The following is an 18,137-nucleotide window of genomic DNA, read 5'->3' as shown; positions in this document are numbered from 1 at the left end:
CGTTCAGGGCTTTTGTCTGATGAGTGCCCGGTGGCGCCGGGGCAAAAGGTTGCGCTGGATCCCAAAAAGCCTTTGCCCCCACGGGGGGCTGTCGTGTAAAAACGTTCGAGTCACCGATCACACACATCCATTCACGGAAAGCGTCATGAGCAAACAGATTTACAACTTCTGCGCCGGCCCCGCCATGTTGCCGGTTGAAGTCATGGAGCGCGCCCAGCGCGAATTTTGTAATTTCCAGGGGCTGGGAGCCTCGGTCATGGAGCTTTCCCATCGCGGCAAGCCCTATATGGCGGTCGCCGAGAAGGCCGAAGCGGACCTGCGCGACCTGCTGGCGGTGCCGGACAACTACAAGGTGCTCTTCATGCACGGCGGTGGCCGCGGCCAGTTCTCCGCCGTGCCCATGAACCTGCTGGGTGGCGCCAACAAGAAGGCGGATTACCTGGTGACCGGCGTCTGGGCCCAGAGCGCCGTGGATGAAGCCCAGAAATACGGTGACATCCAGACCTTCCAGGGGGTAGCCAAGAACGAGCAGGGGGTCTCCCACCTGCTGCCGACGCCGGCGTTTCGCGCCGATGCCGCCTATGTGCACTACTGCCCGAACGAAACCATCGATGGCATCGAGATGTTCGACATCCCGGCCACCGGCGATGTGCCCCTGGTGGCGGATCTCTCCTCCACCATTCTCTCCCGTCCCCTCGACGTGAGCCGCTTCGGCATCCTCTACGCCGGTGCCCAGAAGAACATAGGCCCCTCTGGTCTGGCCATCGCCATCGTGCGCGACGACCTGCTGAACCAGGCCCGCGCCGATGTGCCGTCCATCTTTGACTACCAGCTCACCGCCAAGAACGACTCCATGTTCAACACGCCCCCCACCTACGCCTGGTATCTGGCCGGGCTGGTGTTCGAGTGGCTCAAGGAGCAGGGTGGCCTGGCGGCGATGGAAGCACGCAACAAGGAGAAGGCTGACTTCCTCTACGGCTACCTCGATCAGTCGAGCTTCTACGGCAACAAGGTGGACGCGGCCTGCCGCTCCCGCATGAACGTGCCCTTCCAGCTGAAAAACGAGGCCCTGGACAAGCTGTTCCTGGCGGAGTCGGAAGCGGCCGGTCTGCTGGCCCTCAAGGGACACCGCATCGTCGGTGGCATGCGCGCCAGCCTCTACAACGCCATGCCCCTGGAAGGGGTCAAGGCCCTGGTCAGCTTTATGGATGACTTTGCCAAACGCCACGGTTGAGGCGTGCCTCCCCATTGCCAGACGCCGGGGACTCCCCGGCGTCTGTTTTTCAGACCCATCCTGACCCAGGCTGCCCTCTCCCGCGGTCGTGCCACTGTCGAACTTGCCGCGGGGGACGCGGGCTGTTAACGTCCGGTCAGGTGATTTAATTGAGATCGAACAGGAAGTCTATGAATTCGTTGCGTTTGGAACCCATTTCTAGCGTGGCCGGGGTGGTCAATCTGCCCGGCTCCAAGAGTGTCTCTAACCGGGCCCTGCTGCTGGCGGCCCTGGCCCGGGGCACCACCCGGCTGACCAACCTGCTCGACAGCGATGACATCCGCCACATGCTGGCGGCGCTGACCCAGCTCGGCGTCAAGTACAAGCTCTCCGCCGACAAGACCGAGTGCACCGTGCACGGTCTGGGTCGCAGCTTCGCGGTCTCGGCGCCGGTCAACCTGTTCCTCGGCAATGCCGGTACTGCCATGCGCCCTCTGTGCGCCGCCCTGTGCCTGGGCTCCGGCGAGTACACCCTGGGCGGCGAGCCGCGCATGGAAGAGCGCCCCATCGGCCACCTGGTGGATGCCCTGCGCGAAGCGGGTGCCCACATCCAGTACCTGAAGAAAGATGGCTATCCGCCCCTGGTGGTGGATGCCAAGGGGCTCTGGGGTGGCGATGTCCACATCGACGGCTCCGTTTCCAGCCAGTTCCTGACGGCGTTCTTGATGGCGGCCCCCATGGCGGCCGGCGACACCCGCATCCACATCAAGGGGGAGCTGGTCTCCAAGCCCTACATCGACATCACCCTGCACATCATGAAGCAGTTCGGGGTGGTCATCGAGCACGACGACTACAAGGTGTTCTACATCAAGGGCAACCAGACCTATGTCAGCCCGGGCGACTTCCTGGTGGAAGGGGATGCCTCCAGCGCCTCCTACTTCCTCGCGGCGGGTGCCATCAAGGGCAAGGTGCGGGTTACCGGCATCGGCAAGCACAGCATCCAGGGGGACATCCACTTCGCTGACGTACTGGAGAAGATGGGGGCTCGCATCACCTGGGGCGATGACTTCATCGAGGCCGAGCAGGGGCCGCTCAAGGGCATCGACATGGACATGAACCACATCCCGGATGCGGCCATGACCATCGCCACCACGGCGCTGTTTGCCGAGGGCACCACCACCATCCGCAACATCTACAACTGGCGGGTGAAGGAGACCGACCGACTGCACGCCATGGCGACCGAGCTGCGCAAGCTGGGCGTGGAAGTGGAGGAGGGGCACGACTTCATCACCGTGATCCCGCCCGCACAGCTGACCCACGCGGCCATCGACACCTACAACGATCACCGCATCGCCATGTGCTTCTCCCTGGTGGCGCTGTCGGACACCCCGGTCACCATCAATGATCCGGGTTGTACCTCCAAGACCTTCCCGGATTACTTCGACAAGCTGGCCAGCATCAGCCAGGCCGTTTAAGCCCGTCGGGCCCGCCTGGTGCGGGCCTTTTCATTGCTTGTGCTCCCTTCCCGCCTCCGACTTTTTCACCCCTTTAGCAGCATTGTGCAAACTTGCAAGGTGCGATAATAAAATTCCTTGGCAAAGAATGTAATTTTCTATTTACACCGTCCCGGTCGCGGGCTAGATTGAAGTTTCTTCATCGCAGTCATTTAGCAGGAAACTTGGTCATGCAGCATCAAACCGACGACGTTCGTATCAGTGAAATCAAAGAGTTATTGCCCCCGGTTGCGGTGCTTGAGAAGTTTCCGGCGACCGACACCGCCTCGGCCACCGTGTTTGAATCCCGTCAGGCCATCCACAACATCCTGGCCGGCGACGATGATCGTCTGCTGGTGGTGATCGGCCCCTGCTCCATCCACGATCCGGTCGCCGCCCTGGAATACGGCAAACGCCTCAAGGTGCTGCGCGACGAGCTGAAAGATCAGCTGGAGATCGTGATGCGGGTCTACTTCGAAAAACCCCGTACCACAGTGGGCTGGAAGGGGCTGATCAACGACCCCTACCTCGACAACAGCTGCCAGATCAATGACGGCCTGCGCCTGGGTCGCAAGCTCTTGCTGGATCTCAACGACATGGGGCTGCCGACCGCCTCCGAGTTCCTCGACATGATCACCCCGCAATACGTGGCGGATCTGATGAGCTGGGGTGCCATCGGCGCCCGTACCACCGAATCCCAGGTACACCGCGAGCTGGCCTCCGGTCTCTCCTGCCCGGTGGGCTTCAAGAACGGCACCGACGGCACCATCAAGGTGGCCATCGACGCCATCGGCGCCGCCAGCGCCCCGCACCACTTCCTGTCGGTGACCAAGTACGGCCACTCCGCCATCGTCTCGACCGCTGGCAACCCGGACTGTCACATCATCCTGCGCGGTGGCCGCGAGCCCAACTACAGCGCCCGTCACGTGGATGAGGTGGTGAGTGGTCTGGACAAGGCCGGTCTGCCCCAGAAAGTGATGATCGACTTCAGCCACGCCAACAGCAGCAAGCAGTTCAAGAACCAGATGCTGGTGGCCGAGGACGTGGCCGGTCAGCTGCGTACCGGCAGCAAGGCGGTGTTCGGCGTCATGGTGGAGAGTCACCTGGTGGAAGGGCGTCAGGATCTGGTGGACGGGTGCGAGCTCACCTTCGGCCAGAGCATCACCGACGCCTGCATCGGCTGGGCCGATACCGAGGTGCTGCTGCACAACCTGGCGGACGCCGTGGCCGCTCGCAACGCCCTCTGAGCCCAAGGCACCCCGTTGGCGGGGCAATAAAAAAGCGCGACCCTGGGTCGCGCTTTTTGTTTGGCCATCTCTCGGCAGGTCGCGGTTTACTTGGCCCGCTCCTGGTGGCCGCGCAGGCGGATGTTGATCATCTCCACCACCAGCGAGAAGGCCATGGCGAAGTAGATGTAACCCTTGGGAATGTGCAGATCCAGCCCTTCGGCCATCAGCGCCACCCCGACCAGAATAAGGAAGGAGAGGGCCAGCATCTTGATGGTGGGGTGGGTATCGACGAAGTCGCCGATTGCCTTGGCGGCAAACATCATGACGCCGACGGCGATGATGATGGCCAGCACCATGACAGGGACATGATCCGCCATGCCCACGGCGGTGATGACGGAGTCCAGGCTGAAGATGATGTCGAGGATGGCGATCTGCACCAGGGTGGACAGGAAGCCCGCGGTCTTGCTCACCACACCCGCCTCTTCGGCGGCCCCTTCCAGGCTCTGGTGGATCTCGTGGGTGCTCTTGGCGATGAGGAACAGACCCCCCACCAGCAGGATGAGATCCCGTCCCGAGATGGCTTCCCCCAGCACGGTGAAGAGGGGCTCGGTGAGGCGCATCACCCAGGCCAGGGAGAGCAGCAGCAGGATGCGGGTGCCCATGGCGAGCCCCAGCCCCAGGATGCGCGCTTTCTGGCGCTGGGCTTCCGGCAGGCGACCCACCAGGATGGAGATGAAAATGATGTTGTCGATGCCGAGCACGATCTCGAGCAGGGTCAGGGTGGCGAGCGCGACCCAGGCGGAGGGGTCAGCAATCCATTCCAGCATGATTGAACCTTGGTTGAACAGTGATTGAGGTAGAAGCCGCGCATTTTAGCAGGGGGTCATGGCTTGTCCCAGTGGCGGGAAAAGATAAAAATGGCGGCGATCCAACAGGAGGGAAACATGTTTCGATTAGGGCTCATCATCAACCCCGTCGCCGGCATCGGCGGGGCCGTCGGTCTCAAGGGCAGTGACGGCATGGTCGCCGAGGCGCTGGCGCGCGGGGCCGTCCCCAAGGCCCGGGAGCGGGCCCGCCAGGCCCTGTTGCCCCTGTGCGAGCTGACCACGTCATTCGAGCTGCTGACGGTGGCCGGTGAGATGGGGGGGACGCTTGCCGCAGAGCTCGGGCTGCCCCATCGCATTGTCCATCGGCCTGCCGGGGCGCAGACGAGCGCCGAGGACACCCGGGCTGCCGCCCTGGCCCTGCGCGATGCCGGGGTGGATCTGCTGCTCTTCGCCGGTGGCGATGGCACCGCCCGTGACATCTGCGCGGCGGTGGGGGAGTCCTGCCATGTGCTCGGCATCCCGGCGGGGTGCAAAATCCACTCCGGGGTCTACGGGGTGACGCCGGCGGCGAGCGGCCGAGTGGCGGCCAGAATGATCGCAGGGGAGCTTCTGAGCCTGGTGGATGCGGAGGTGATGGACATCGACGAGGAGGCGTTTCGCGCCGGCAAGGTGCGCGCCCGCCACTACGGCCAGCTGCTGGTGCCCGGGGATCTGCGCTACGTGCAGGCGGTCAAGCAGGGGGGGCGGGAGTCCGAGGCGCTGGTGCTCGCCGATCTTGCCGCCGGTGTGGTTGAGCAGATGGAGCCCGATACCCTCTACCTGATGGGGTCGGGGAGCACGGTGGCCGCCTGCATGGGGGAGCTGGGTCTGGAAAATACCTTGCTCGGTGTGGATCTGGTGGAAAATGGCCGGCTTATCGGGCAGGATCTGTCCGCCGCCGAGATCCTGACCCGGATCCGCGGCCGTCGCTGCCGTCTGATCATCACCCTGATCGGCGGTCAGGGACATTTGTTCGGGCGCGGAAATCAGCAATTGAGTCCAGACGTGATCCGGGCCGTCGGGCGCGAGCATATCCAGGTGCTCGCCACCAAGTCCAAGCTGGCGGCCCTCGAGGGCCGTCCGCTGCTGGTGGATACCGACGATCCGGCACTGAACCGGTCGTTACGTGGTTATCTGCGCATCACCACGGGATACAAGGATCAGGTCATCTACCCGGTGGCCAACCCGGAATAGGACATCAAGGATGCGGCTGGCCTGGCGCCAGAGAGCCGCGATCAACCGGATCGCGGTTCCACTCCCCGAATTTTTTGCCGGCAATCCCGGAAATGAGGCTGCGTTAAATGACGATTCACGATTTTGAACACAAGTTGTTGGGACTGATCGACGCCATGGTCGCCACGGCCAGCGAGGACGAGCTGTTTGCGGGCGGCTACCTGCGGGGTCATATCTCGCTGGCGGTGGCGCGGGCCGAGCTGGAGGGCAAGACCCTGGTGCGGGACGTCAAGAGCTATGTGCTGCGCAGCCTGAACGAGGCCATCTTGCAGGGTGAGCTCTCCGAGCAGGACGAGGTGCTGGTGCAGGAGATGTGGAAGCGTCTGCAGGCCCAGGCGGAAGCTTGATCCCATTCGCAGTTCAAACACAAGTTTAAGTAATCTGCTTCCCTGAGTGTTATCAAAAGGTTAATAATGAGGCTCGCCTTTTGTTTCAGGGATTAAACCATGGCCTCCACCTCACGCATTGCCACCAGACTGCCGCTCGAGATGCTCTATCACTGGGAGCGGCAGTGTCCCGACCGAATCTATCTGCGTCAGACCATCTACCGCGAATACGTCGACTTCACCTGGGGTGAGGTTGCCGACGAGGCGCGGCGCATGGTGACGGCACTGCGCGCCCTGGGCCTGGTGCCCGGTGACAAGGTGGCCCTGCTCTCCAAGAACTGCGCCCAGTGGTTCATCGCCGATCTGGCGATGCAGATGGGGGGATACGTGAGCGTGCCCATCTACCCCACCGCCAACGTCGACACCATCGAATACGTGCTGCGCCACAGCGAAACCAGGGCGATCTTCGTCGGCAAGCTGGACGACTGGAAGAGCCAGGAGGCGGGGGTGCCCGGGGATCTGCTGCGTATCGCCCTGCCTTACGACACCATGCCGGCCGCCCACCAGTGGGACGATCTGCTGGCGCAATACGACCCCATCCCGGACAGCCCGGTGCAGGCGCCGGATGCCCTGCTGAGCCTGGTCTACACCTCCGGCAGCACCGGCAAGCCCAAGGGGGCCATGCTGAGCGTGGAGCGCTATGCCTGGTCCTGCGAGAAGCTGGTGGAGGCGGTCTCCCTCACCGCCGAGGATCGCGGCTTCTCCTACCTGCCCCTTGCCCACATCACCGAGCGGGTCTACATCTACGGCGGCAGCCTGTTCAGCGGTGCCACCATCGCCTTCCCCGAATCCCTCGACACCTTCATCGAGGACGTCAAGCGCTGCCGTCCCACCGTCTTCATCTCGGTGCCGCGGCTCTGGGCCATGTTCCGCATCAAGATCCACGAGAAGCTGCCCCAGAAAAAGCTGGCGCTGCTGCTCAAGATCCCCCTCGTCTCCAGCCTCATCAAGAGCAAGCTGCAAAAGGGGCTGGGGCTGGATCAGGCGCGGGTGCTGGGCTGCGGCTCTGCGCCGGTGGCCCCGGCGCTGCTGGAGTGGTATCACAGCATCGGCATCCATATCACCGAGGCCTGGGGCATGACCGAGAACCACGCCTACTCCACCCTCAACTACCCGTTCCGGGCGGACAAGATAGGCACCGTCGGCAAGGCCGGGCCCGGGGTGACCATCAAGATCTCCGACGAGGGGGAGATCCTCTGTCGCTGCGACGGCATGATGGTGGGCTACTACAAGGATCCCGAGCACAGTGCAGAGGCCATCGACGCCGAGGGCTGGCTGCACACCGGTGACATGGGCAAGCTGGATAGGGAGGGTTACCTCACCATCACCGGCCGCATGAAGGACGTCTTCAAGACCGCCAAGGGCAAGTACGTGGCCCCGGTGCCCATCGAGGGGATGCTCGGGCAGGAGCCCATCATCGAGCAGCTCTGCGTCATCGGCTACGGCATGCCGCAGCCGGTCGCCCTGGTGCAGCTCGCCGAGAGCGCCATGAAGGGGAACAAGGCCGGGGTGGAAGCCCAGCTGGAGGCTGCCCTCAACCGGGTCAACGACAAGCTGGAATCCCATGCTCGCCTGCGGGGCATCCTGGTGGTCAAGAGCCCCTGGAACATCGAGAACGGGGTGCTGACCCCCACCATGAAGATCCGCCGCCACCTGCTGGAACAAAAATACGCGGACATCGGCGAGCGCTGGTCCGGCAGCCAGCGCATCCTGTGGGAGTCCTGACAGGGGCCGGCGCCGCCATATCGGCCATATCAATGACAGTCGGGGGAGCCAGTGGCTCCCCCGCTGTATTTCAGGGGGAAGCAAGCCGACAGGGGGCGGGCGGGGCTGGGGCATTGACCCCTTACCCGATGCTTCCCGCCGCCGCCATACCGCCCAGCGTCGAGGGAACAGGCAGGGAAGGTATTTGCAAAATCCATGGAGAGGCGGGATCCCAGTGGCTGGGCAAATGCATCTTGGGATCACATACGGGGGCAGCCAGGGACGGGGGCGGGGCATTGACCCCTTCCCCGACGTTTCCCGCCGCCGCCATACGGCCCGTCGTCGAGGGAACAGGCAGGGAAAGGCATTTGCAAAATCCATGGAAAGGCGGGATCCCAGTGGCTTGGCAAATGCATCTTGGGGTCACACACGGGGGTCGCAAGGGGCGGGGTGGGGCATTGACCCCTTCCCCGACGTTTCCCGCTGCCGCCATGCCGCCCCGCGTCGGGGGAACAGGCAGGGAAGGTATTTGCAAAATCCATGGAGAGGCGGGATCCCAGTGGCTTGGCAAATGCATCTTGGGGTCACACACGGGGGCCGCAAGGGGCAGGGCGGGGCATTGGCCCCTTAACCTGGGCTTCCCGACACCGAAGAGGAGGTCTGCCAATAAGGTCATCGGAGGGAGACCGCCCTCACATGGGGCAGGGGGGCATCTGATGCACGGCGCCAGAGGCGCAGAGAAAGGGGGGTGAGGGGCAGGATGAGAGCCGCAGAGAGCAAGAAGGGGAGCCGCAGCTCCCCTTCCCGTTGGCGGATGCAGGGGTCAGACGGCTTTGTACTCAAGCTCGACCGAGCCCAGCGCCTTCAGGGTGGACTGGGCCGAATCCCGCTGGCTGATCTGGCCATCCTTGCTCTCCAGCAGCACGGCGCGGCGCACGGTGGCGAGATCCTCGCCACCCAGCACAGCGTGGGCGCAGGCCATCTGCATCGGCGGCAGGCTCGGGTTGAAGGCGGCGTTCTCGGCATAGCGGCCGCAGAAGATGCGCCCATCCTCGAACTGCAGCGCCACCGCGGCATAGCCCTGGCTGTAGGGGGCATAGCTCTGGCGGGCGGCGGCGAGCGCAGCCTGCCACAGGGGGTCGTCGCTCTCGAGCACCAGCTCGTCGTGAGCCTGGGGGCTCATCAGGGCATCGGTGATCTCGAGATCGGCGGGGCCGAAGGAGTGGGGCAGGAAGGATTGCAGCTCGCTGAGATCGTCCGGCAGGGAGACCTTCAGGGTCTTGGCGGTGCTCAGCTCGTTCATGAACTGGCGGCAGTGGCCGCAGGGGGTGTAGTTCACGGTGATCTCGGAGATCCCGGTCTCGCCACCCAGCCAGGCGTTGGAGATGGCGGACTGCTCGGCGTGGACCGAGTGGAACAGCCCCTGGCCCGCGAACTCCATGTTGGCGCCAAAGTACCAGGTGCCGCTCAGGCCGCAGGCGATGGCGCCGACGAAGAACCTGGAGATGGGGGCCACCGAGCAGGCGGCCGCCAGCGGCAGCAAGGCCAGACGCAGGGCCCTGTCATCCAGCCCGGTGGCGGCTTTCAGGGTCGCGACCTGGTCCGGGGTGAAACGGGCCTGGAAATCGTCCCCCAGCATGGGCAGCAGGGCGGCCTGGAGCGGGGCGGAAAGGGTCTCGAATGGCTTGGCAAAGCGGGGATGCATACTGTGTCCTCAAAGGCCAATTGGGGGGCCATTGTAGGGAGCAAGCGCGGCGAATTGTGTGAGCGCGCTCACGCCTTGATGGGCAAAGGGGCGGGGATGGTAAAGGAAACGTTTGTCTTTCGCAATCTGTGCGCCAGCTCCCGGCATCAGGGAGGTGAGGGTATCGGATGGAAACGGTGAAAGGGCACAGAGGCCATGGCCGCAGGGGCGGCCACGGCAGCGGGGATCAGGCCAGCCAGTGGTAGAGGGCGAACAGCAGGGGGGCGATGGCCGCGGTCAGCACACCGCACACCACCATGGCCAGCGACGAGAAGGCGCCCTGGGTCACCCCCTGCTCGGCGGAGGCGGCGGTGCCGATGGCGTGGGCGCAGGCTCCCATGGCGAGCCCCTGGGCCTCGGGGTCGGTGACCCGCATCAGCTTGAGCAGGGGATAGCCCGCCAGGGCCCCCAGGATCCCCACCACCACCACCACGGCGGCGGCGATGGCGGGAATGCCGCCGAGGGACTGGCTGACGCTCATGGCGAGCGGCGTGGTGATGGACTTGGTGGCGATGGAGGCGAGCAGCGCCGGATCCGCCCCCATCAGGTGGCCGACCCCCAGGGTGGTACAGACCGAGATGAGCACCGCGGTGAGGGTGCAGGCCAGGATGGGTGTGAGCTTGTCGCGGATCTGGCGCGCCTGCTGGTAAAGCGGCAGGGCCAGGGCCACCACGGCGGGTTCCAGCAGGGCGGTCAGGGGCGAGGCCCCCTGCTGGTACTGATCCAGGGGCAGATCGAGCCAGAGCAGCAGGCCGATGATGACGGCGGTGGGGATCAGCACCGGATTGATGACGGGCCAGGGCAGGCGGCGGTAGAGGGCCCGGGTCATGAAATAGAGGGCCAGGGTGAGGGGCAGGGCGAACCAGAGGATCATGGCTTGTTCATCCTTTGATAGAGGTGGCCGACCGCGCCCAGGATGAGCACGATGCCGAGCACGACGCAGAGCATGATGAGACCGAAGGATTGGCGCAGGGGCTCGAGCCAGGCCACCAGGCCCACCGCCACCGGCACGAACAGCACCCCCATGTGGCGCAGCAGCAGGCCGCCCCCCAGCTCGACCCAGGAGAAGCGGACGATCTGCAAGGAGAGCAGCACGAACAGCAGCAGCATGCCGATGATGCTGCCGGGGAAGGCGAAGGGCAGGATGGCCGCCACGGCCTTGCCTGCCAGCAGACAGGCGATGATGACCAGAAAATCACGAAGGTAGCGCAGGGTGCGTTGCAGCAGCACGGGGGCCTCATCTTGGCAAGTGTGAGCGAGGTCGCAGTTTAACAGGCACGGGGGGGAGGGAACAGGGTCAACTGGCCCGCAGGGGATACAATGGCCCGGCTTCAACCCCATTCACAAGAAGGAGTTCCCATGTCGACCCCCTCTCTCCTGGCCCGGTTGCGCCAACTGCCCGCCGATCCCGCCCTCCCTGACACCCTGCTGCAAACCCGCCAGTGGGAGGGGCCGCTTTGCCGGGTGAGGCTCGACAACACCGGGAAGCAGTCCGAGGCCGTCCACCACTGGCGGCTGTTTGAGGGGGATCTCGGACTTGCGCCCGACGCGGCCATCTACGGAGAGGGGTTCCAGATGCTGGCCCAGACCGGGGGGCGCTGGAATGCCCCCGAGCACCTGGGCCGCTGCCCCGATGCGTCTGTCTATCGCATCACCGCCGACCATGGCTACCACACGGTGCACAACCTGCTGCTGGTGGCGCAGGAGAGGGGCTGGCTGCTGCTGGCCTTTGCGAGCTGCCAGCGCTTTGGCGGGGAGTTTCGCCTCCATCCCGACGGGCGCCTCGAGATCGTGATGAACACCGAAGGACGCACCCTGGCGCCGGGTGCACACTGGCAGAGCGAGGCGCTGATCTGCCTGGAGGGGCCGGACAGGGAGGCCCTGCTCGCGACGCTGGCGCAGCATATTGCCGCCGAGCACGGCTCCCTGGTGGGGGAGGTGCCCACGCGCCCGAGCGGCTGGTGCTCCTGGTATCACTACTACGCGAACGTGAGCGCGGCGGACATTCGCGAGAACCTGGCGGTGCGGGCCGAGCGTTTCCCGGCCCTGCGCTACGTGCAGATAGATGACGGCTATCAGGCCAGGATGGGGGACTGGCTCACCCCTTCCGCCAAGTTCGAGGAGGGGGTGGCGGCCCTGGCAGGGGAGATCCGCGCCGCCGGTTGCGAGCCTGCGCTCTGGGTCGCCCCCTTTATCGCCGAGCCCGGCTCCCGAGTGTTCCAGCAGCACCCTGACTGGTTCGTGAAAGGGGAGGATGGCCTGCCGCTCCCCTCGGAGCGGGTCACCTACGGGGGCTGGCGCTGCACCCCCTGGTACGTGCTGGATGGCACCCACCCCGAGGTGCAGACGCACCTGGAGCAGGTATTTCGCACCCTGCGTACCCAGTGGGGCATTCACTACTTCAAGCTCGATGCCAACTTCTGGGGGGCCATCCACGGTGGGCGCTTCCACGACCCCGCCGCCACCCGGGTGGAGGCCTATCGGCGCGGCATGGCCGCCATCCTGCGCGGCGCCGGGGAGGGGGCCTTCCTGCTCGGCTGCAATGCGCCGCTGTGGCCGAGCCTCGGCCTGGTGCACGGCATGCGGGTGAGCGATGACGTGGAGCGCCAGGGCCCCCGTTTTCGCCAGATAGCGCGAGAAGCCTTCTGCCGCGCCTGGCAGCATGAGCGGCTCTGGGTGCTGGACCCGGACTGCGTCTGCCTGCGGGATATCCCGGGCCAGCACGGGAGCCGCGCCGAGTACGACTTCCACCTGGCCGCCCTGGTGGCGAGCGGTGGCATGGTGCTGGCGGGGGACAGATTGCAGGATCTGGACGAGGCGCAAGGGGCGCGCCTTGGCAAGCTGCTCGCCCTGTGCGCCGCGCGCACCCCGGCGGCCCGCTTCGAGGGGATGGCATTCGAGCGCGGGCGGGTGGCGCTGCCCGGGGGCGGCGAGCTGCTCTGCCTGTTCAACTGGGGGGAGCACCCCTGCGAGTTCCCGTTGACGCCGGGGGGCACGGACTTCTGGGACGAGACGCCCCTGGGGAGCACCCTGGTGCTGCAAGGGGGGCAGGGGGCGGTGATCCGCTACCCCTGATGGCGTTGCACTGCAAAAAGGCTCCCGAGGGAGCCTTTTTTACGTGGCGAAATGGTCTCTAGAAGTGCCACTCCATCCCGATGGCGTAATTGGCGGAGCCATAGCCCGGGATCTCGTTGCTGGAGGCGAGCGCCTTGACGGTGAGGCGAGTTGTCAGGGGGATGCCGAGCCCCATGCCGATGGCGATCTCGTCGCTCTGATCCCCCATCATGTCCACCCGCAGGGTGCGATAGAGGGAGAGATCCTGGCTCATCTGGGCATAGATCTGGGACGACTTGTTGTAGAGCTGGCCGAACACCTCCATCTGGAAGCCGTTTTGCGGCGTGATGGCCAGGGGAATGCCGGCGAAGCGGTAGAGATCCGAGTGGTTGAAATAGCTGTTGGTGATTTGCGGGGTGAAGTCGGTCTGCTGGTAGAGGGTGCTGAAATTGCGCTCGATGAGCCGGTAGGTCTGCTCCGGCAGGCGCAAGAGGTAGTCTGGCACCTCGAACCGGGCGCCAGCGAGGGCGGCCTGGGGCAGCAGGGCACAGGCGACGAGTGTCAAAGCAGGCAGAGCTGAACGCATAAAACGAGAGTTCCCCAACAGTCGAAAGCACGGCATCCATGCCGTCAGCGTATCTAAATATTCACACTATCAGGAGCTTGGGCTCCCTGCCCATTATGTCGCGAGCCGGGGAAACGCATCGATTTTTAACTGTGAAACGGCTCACATCTCACAGATTTTCAAGGTAGTGATAGAGACTCTTTAGAATCGCAAAGTTCCGTTCGTTCCCCTGGTTCTGTTCCGCCAGGGCTTCCAGGCGCGGCACATAATCCGGCAGGCGGCGGCTGAAGTAGTCGCTGCAATGCAGGCGCCAGCGCTTCTGCTCCGCTTCGCTCAAGGTGTGGGGCCAGTTGCGGGCGCGGTAACGGAACAGCATCTCGGGCAGACGGGGATCCGTGAAGGCAAACTCCCGCTCCCCCAGCAGATCCGCCGGGGTGGCGCGCACCAGATCCATGGTGGACTTGTCGCCGTGGCCGAAGAAGCCGGCGTAGAGCTGGGTGTCGGGGTCGCCGTCGGTGTTGCCGGCAAACTCCTGGTTGAACACCTCCACCAGTTTTTCCCGCACCTCGGGGTGGGCCCGCAGCAGATCCAGGCTTTTGCGGCACTGTGCCCGATTGATGCCCAGTTCGTCCGCCCGCTCCGGCGTCAGGGTGGCGGCCGGGGCCAGCACCGGGCACTTGTTGATGTGCACCAGTTTGACCGGAATGCCAGCCAGATCCCCCAGCTCCTCTTTTCTGGTGTAGAGGCGCTCGCGGATCTCCTCGCAGGAGAGCTCGATGAGCGGAGTCGGGTCACGGGTCAGATCCACCATGATCACCGCGTTCTGGTTGCTGGGGTGCCAGGCGAGCGGCGACACCCAGCTCGCACACCCCTGCCAGGGGGAGAACATGCCGGAGACGTGCACCAGGGGTTTCATGGTCACCACGTCGATGAGGGCCTTCACCTTGTTCTTGTTGCGAAGATCAAAGAGGTACTCGAAGAGCTTGGGCTGGGCTTTTTTCACCAGCCTGGCCATCTCGATGGTGGCCAGCACATCCGAGAGCGCATCGTGGGCGTTGGCGTGGGCCACGCCGTTGGCCACGGTGAGCTTCTCCAGCCGGAAGCTCGGCTTGCCCTCTTCGTCAAACGCCCACTCTATTCCCTGCGGGCGCAGGGCGTAGCAGGCCCGCAGCATGTCGAGGATGTCCCAGCGGGAGTTGCCGTTCTGCCAGGCGTAGGCATAGGGGTCATAGAAGTTGCGATAGAGGGTGTAGCGGGTCACCTCGTCATCGAAGCGGATGCTGTTGTAGCCGAGCACGCAGGTGCCCGGGGTGGCGAACTCTGCGTGGATCTGGCGGATGAAGTCCGCCTCGCACAGCCCGTCCTTCATCGCCTTTTGCGGCGTGATGCCGGTGATGAGGCAGGCTTCCGGCTCCGGCAGGTAATCTGCCGGCGGCTTGCAGTAAATCACCAGCGGCTCGCCGATGACGTTGAAATCCGCGTCGGTGCGAATGCCCGCAAACTGCGACGGCCTGTCTTTGGCCGGACTGATGCCGAAGGTCTCGTAGTCGTGGAAATAGAAGGTAGGCTTTGTCTGCTGGCTCATTTCGTGGTTCTGAATTGTGTTTATATGCTTGAAAAACAAGTCGTTATACGGAGTGTCATCTCAGATTGTCTCACTTTGTCCGATCTTGATTCAGTCCGTTTCAGACCAGTTTGGTACGTATCTGTGTACATGTCTGGGCGCGTTAATGTGTCAGTGAAAAATCAGATGGCCAATCACAGGAGAGTCATATGCCACTTACTGATGCGAAGCTACGGGCACTTTATGGTAAGCCCTACTTTGGTAAGACGGAATTGTCAGATCGTGATGGATTGTCAGCTCGGGTCACCGAGCGTGGCACCATCTCATGGCAATATCGCTATCGCTGGCAAGGAAAAGCGGCGAGACTCAAAATTGGACGCTATCCCGACCTTAAACTCGCTGATGCCAGGGCTTTGATCCCTGCTATCCGTGGTGCACTTGAGCGTAATGAACACCCCAGAGTTTTCTGGGATAAGCTCCACCAGAAGCATGATGTCACACTGAAACAGTGCTGCGAGCATTTTCGTGAGCACCATCTGCCCAAGCTGCGGCCCCGTACGGTCATGCTTTATGAGCATACCATGCAGCGCTATTTCGAACCTCTGTTTATTGGTATTCCGGTTGAACAGATCCCGTTTTCCAGCTGGCTGGAGTGGTTTGATAAAATTGGCAAGAAAAAGCCCAAAAATGCCGGTCATTTATTACGCAGATTAAAGTCCATTCTTAGTTTTTGTATTCGGAGAAATCTCATTGTCGGCTCTCAACCTGAGAGAGGTACTCGTGTGCTGACCATGCGTGAACTCGGTCAGATTTGGATTGCATTCGAACAGAGCAGGGCTAGCCGCGGATTAAAATTGGCTGCCAAACTGGTGATTCTGCTGGGCTGTCGCAGTGGCGAGGCATTGGGGGCGCAGTGGAGTGAGTTCAATATGGAGGAGCAAATTTGGACGGTTCCCGCTGCTCGTGCCAAAAGTGGGGCGCCAATACGTCGGCCTATTCCTACCCGGGTGATGATGTTGCTGCAAGAAGCGGCGGCGAAATCTCGGCTAAAGAGCGGCCCTGTATGTCGCTCGCCGGTGAATCCAAAGCAGTCATTAAGTAGTGCATCTCTTATCCAGCTTGCAGAGCGGGTGAGAGAGAAACTGGATCTTCCGTATTGGCGTATGCACGATATGCGTCGGACGCTGAGTACGCGTTTATCGGAGGAGCGCATCATGCCACAGGTAACCGAGAAAATGCTCGGCCACCGAATGACTGGTGTGATGGCCATCTACAATCTGCATGATTGGATTGATGAGCAACGTGAGGCATATGAGTTATGGGATAAAAAATTAATGGAGGCAGTGAAATCCATTCAGGAAATGTAAATATAATGGAGTAATAAAAATAGCGGTATAATTCATCATCTAAGATGAGCTATTTTCCCTTGATATCCAACTGCTGACCTCTGCCGCAGAATAAAAACCTTTATTGTGTGGCGGTGGAAACTTGTGTTCTTTAATCCACCTGTACAGTGTTGATCTGGAAATGCCAAGCTGTTTTAAAAGCGCTTTGGTTTTTATTAGTTTAGGTTCGTTGTTGTTCATATGGCCTCCTGTTTTTTAGGAGGTTAAAACACCATTAGCGTATATGTCAATTTGCTCCGTTTTTAGATGGCTTGCTTTTATGATATAGAAAAACAAGTCGCCATACTCATACTATAAAAATGAACTTTAAAACTGTTTTTGTATATTATAAAAGCAATGAAAATGGTCGTGTATCAATATGGCTCATGGTCATGATATGTAAATTTCAATGGCGGAGGTGCTCGTTCTGTCTCCTTGGTTGCCTTTAGGGTAGGGTTTTGCTTCAGAGTTGAATCCACCGCAGCCTAACATGCACCCCTACTGCTTTATTCAATTGGCCCTCCCTCATGTCACTGAGTCAGCGAACACAATTTGTATCATCTGGGGCGATCCGTGATGGCTTAGCCAGAAAATCATTAATAGCCATAATACCCAATTCCATTTTACTTCGTGCGGAGACATTCGCGGAGTGAACACGAATAAGGGGTGGTATGAAGTGATTGGTCATTACCTCTTTTTCTATCCAAAGAATAACGTCGTAGCCTGTTCCTCTATTATCATCACCTAGGTCATGGTCGAGGCTAATTTCTGTCACTGCTCCTGTTTTTAGCCATGCAATCGCTTCGTCTGGCCAGAATACGCGAACGCACCCTGCCGGTGTTTCTCTCTCATCGTCCAGATACAATTTCATGTTGCTTCCTCTTGGTCACTACAGGCTCATCAGTCATGACATATTTTCTGCAATAGGCGAACAACACCGCGATTAGCCCCATCAACAATCTGCTCACCGGGAAACGGCAGCCGGGATGACAACCCGGGGTCGGGATCGATGTAATAGACAGATGCGCCTGGGTTGATGTTTTGCAGCAAAGAGAATGCAGGTTCAACCAGTAAACTGGTGCCGATAATTATCACAATATCGGCCTCGCAGAGCCAGCGACGAGCGTGTTGATACTCATAAACCGTCTCACCAAACAGCACGATATCAGGGCGCAACTGTGAGCGGGTACATGGGCAGCACTCGCCCATCTTTACATCCTTGGACCACAGCTGCCGGTATTTTGGACTACGAAAGCCCTTGGGTACCAAAAACCGGATTGAACCATGCAGATGAATAACACCATGGCTACCGGCCCTCTCATGTAAGTCATCAATATTCTGGGTGATGATCCCAACACGATATTTCGGCTGTAGCTGGGCGATCAGATAGTGGGCTTGCGAGGGGGAGGCTTCCAACATGGTTTGACGCCGCTGGTTGTGAAAGGCCAGGAAACCAGCCAGATCCGTGTCCAGGCTGCTCGCGTGTGAATAGCGCCAGTTTTCATCGTGATGCCAAATACCCTCCTTGCCTCTGAACGTGGGTACTCCGCTTTCCGCTGACAAGCCAGCCCCGGTGAAGAAGATGATATTGGGGTGATAACCTTGGCCTGTAGTAAGGGCTTGTGCTCGTCTCTTTCGATGACGGCGCTGATGTCTTCGTGCTCGGGAAGAAATTGGTTGCATAAGATTACCTTTGGTCAG

Annotated in this window: 17 protein-coding genes; 8 read left to right on the top strand and 9 right to left on the bottom strand. The window is 61.7% G+C overall.

Annotated features, from left to right (window positions below):
* The first annotated feature begins 145 nt into the window (after positions 1 to 145).
* The 3 genes from serC to aroG all read left to right on the top strand — a co-directional run bounded on the left by serC (position 146) and on the right by aroG (position 3,953).
* A complete protein-coding gene (serC, locus tag AB5Y68_RS09750; RefSeq protein ID WP_039038888.1) occupies positions 146 to 1,234 on the top strand; it encodes a 3-phosphoserine/phosphohydroxythreonine transaminase in 1,089 nt (362 codons plus the stop codon).
* A gap of 170 nt (positions 1,235 to 1,404) precedes the next feature.
* Positions 1,405 to 2,688, top strand: a complete 1,284-nt coding sequence (gene aroA, locus AB5Y68_RS09745; RefSeq protein WP_039038887.1) for a 3-phosphoshikimate 1-carboxyvinyltransferase — start codon at positions 1,405 to 1,407, stop codon at positions 2,686 to 2,688.
* Positions 2,689 to 2,897: 209 nt separating this feature from the next.
* Positions 2,898 to 3,953 (top strand): 3-deoxy-7-phosphoheptulonate synthase AroG, encoded by a 1,056-nt coding sequence (aroG, locus tag AB5Y68_RS09740; RefSeq protein ID WP_039038886.1) that lies wholly within the window; start codon positions 2,898 to 2,900, stop codon positions 3,951 to 3,953.
* 86 nt (positions 3,954 to 4,039) lie between these two features.
* Here the strand turns inward: aroG and AB5Y68_RS09735 are convergent, their stop codons facing one another.
* Positions 4,040 to 4,762: a TerC family protein gene (locus tag AB5Y68_RS09735; RefSeq protein WP_010674455.1), complete on the bottom strand. Its 723-nt coding sequence runs from the start codon at positions 4,760 to 4,762 to the stop codon at positions 4,040 to 4,042.
* Positions 4,763 to 4,879: 117 nt separating this feature from the next.
* On the opposite strand from AB5Y68_RS09735, the gene AB5Y68_RS09730 reads away from it, so the two are divergent.
* From AB5Y68_RS09730 to AB5Y68_RS09720, 3 genes are all read left to right on the top strand, one after another.
* The gene (locus AB5Y68_RS09730; RefSeq protein ID WP_039038885.1) at positions 4,880 to 5,995 is read left to right on the top strand and encodes an ATP-NAD kinase family protein; all 1,116 of its coding nucleotides are present in this window, start codon (positions 4,880 to 4,882) and stop codon (positions 5,993 to 5,995) included.
* A gap of 107 nt (positions 5,996 to 6,102) precedes the next feature.
* On the top strand, positions 6,103 to 6,381 hold the full coding sequence (locus tag AB5Y68_RS09725) for a YfcL family protein (RefSeq protein WP_010674457.1): 279 nt from the start codon (positions 6,103 to 6,105) through the stop codon (positions 6,379 to 6,381).
* A 99-nt stretch (positions 6,382 to 6,480) separates the two neighbouring features.
* Positions 6,481 to 8,145: an AMP-binding protein gene (locus AB5Y68_RS09720; protein WP_039038884.1), complete on the top strand. Its 1,665-nt coding sequence runs from the start codon at positions 6,481 to 6,483 to the stop codon at positions 8,143 to 8,145.
* 802 nt (positions 8,146 to 8,947) lie between these two features.
* On the opposite strand, the gene cdd is transcribed toward AB5Y68_RS09720, so the two are convergent.
* The 3 genes from cdd to AB5Y68_RS09705 all read right to left on the bottom strand — a co-directional run bounded on the left by cdd (position 8,948) and on the right by AB5Y68_RS09705 (position 11,098).
* Positions 8,948 to 9,829, bottom strand: coding sequence for a cytidine deaminase (gene cdd, locus AB5Y68_RS09715; protein ID WP_010674459.1), 882 nt, complete (start codon positions 9,827 to 9,829; stop codon positions 8,948 to 8,950).
* A 226-nt stretch (positions 9,830 to 10,055) separates the two neighbouring features.
* Complete coding sequence (locus AB5Y68_RS09710; RefSeq protein WP_039038883.1) at positions 10,056 to 10,742, bottom strand: LrgB family protein; 687 nt, start codon at positions 10,740 to 10,742, stop codon at positions 10,056 to 10,058.
* Positions 10,739 to 11,098: a CidA/LrgA family protein gene (locus tag AB5Y68_RS09705; protein ID WP_010674461.1), complete on the bottom strand. Its 360-nt coding sequence runs from the start codon at positions 11,096 to 11,098 to the stop codon at positions 10,739 to 10,741. Before AB5Y68_RS09705 ends, AB5Y68_RS09710 begins: the two co-directional genes overlap by 4 nt.
* 129 nt (positions 11,099 to 11,227) lie before the next feature.
* Here AB5Y68_RS09705 and AB5Y68_RS09700 point away from each other — a divergent pair, with 129 nt between their 5' ends.
* Entirely contained in the window at positions 11,228 to 12,943 is a 1,716-nt protein-coding gene (locus AB5Y68_RS09700; RefSeq protein ID WP_039038882.1) for a glycoside hydrolase family 36 protein, read from the top strand.
* A 58-nt stretch (positions 12,944 to 13,001) separates the two neighbouring features.
* Here the strand turns inward: AB5Y68_RS09700 and AB5Y68_RS09695 are convergent, their stop codons facing one another.
* Positions 13,002 to 13,508, bottom strand: a complete 507-nt coding sequence (locus AB5Y68_RS09695) for a hypothetical protein (protein ID WP_039038881.1) — start codon at positions 13,506 to 13,508, stop codon at positions 13,002 to 13,004.
* A gap of 148 nt (positions 13,509 to 13,656) precedes the next feature.
* Positions 13,657 to 15,072: an exodeoxyribonuclease I gene (gene sbcB / locus AB5Y68_RS09690; RefSeq protein WP_039038880.1), complete on the bottom strand. Its 1,416-nt coding sequence runs from the start codon at positions 15,070 to 15,072 to the stop codon at positions 13,657 to 13,659.
* A 188-nt stretch (positions 15,073 to 15,260) separates the two neighbouring features.
* On the opposite strand from sbcB, the gene AB5Y68_RS09685 reads away from it, so the two are divergent.
* Positions 15,261 to 16,418 carry a site-specific integrase gene (locus tag AB5Y68_RS09685; RefSeq protein WP_039038879.1) on the top strand — a complete coding sequence of 386 codons (1,158 nt, stop codon included), beginning with the start codon at positions 15,261 to 15,263 and terminating at the stop codon, positions 16,416 to 16,418.
* A gap of 39 nt (positions 16,419 to 16,457) precedes the next feature.
* Here AB5Y68_RS09685 and AB5Y68_RS09680 read toward each other — a convergent pair whose 3' ends face one another.
* The 3 genes from AB5Y68_RS09680 to AB5Y68_RS09670 form a co-directional block, all read right to left on the bottom strand.
* Positions 16,458 to 16,637: an AlpA family transcriptional regulator gene (locus AB5Y68_RS09680; protein WP_080769879.1), complete on the bottom strand. Its 180-nt coding sequence runs from the start codon at positions 16,635 to 16,637 to the stop codon at positions 16,458 to 16,460.
* 337 nt (positions 16,638 to 16,974) lie between these two features.
* Complete coding sequence (locus AB5Y68_RS09675; RefSeq protein ID WP_080769878.1) at positions 16,975 to 17,307, bottom strand: cyclic-phosphate processing receiver domain-containing protein; 333 nt, start codon at positions 17,305 to 17,307, stop codon at positions 16,975 to 16,977.
* Positions 17,308 to 17,336: 29 nt separating this feature from the next.
* The gene (locus tag AB5Y68_RS09670; protein ID WP_039038878.1) at positions 17,337 to 18,119 is read right to left on the bottom strand and encodes a Sir2 family NAD-dependent protein deacetylase; all 783 of its coding nucleotides are present in this window, start codon (positions 18,117 to 18,119) and stop codon (positions 17,337 to 17,339) included.
* Positions 18,120 to 18,137 lie beyond the last annotated feature (18 nt).

This window comes from Aeromonas sp. R6-1 (genome assembly GCF_040908165.1).
Taxonomy (GTDB): domain Bacteria; phylum Pseudomonadota; class Gammaproteobacteria; order Enterobacterales; family Aeromonadaceae; genus Aeromonas; species Aeromonas caviae.
Note: the sequence above shows the minus strand (reverse complement) of the source record. Positions and strands in the feature narration are given on the sequence as shown.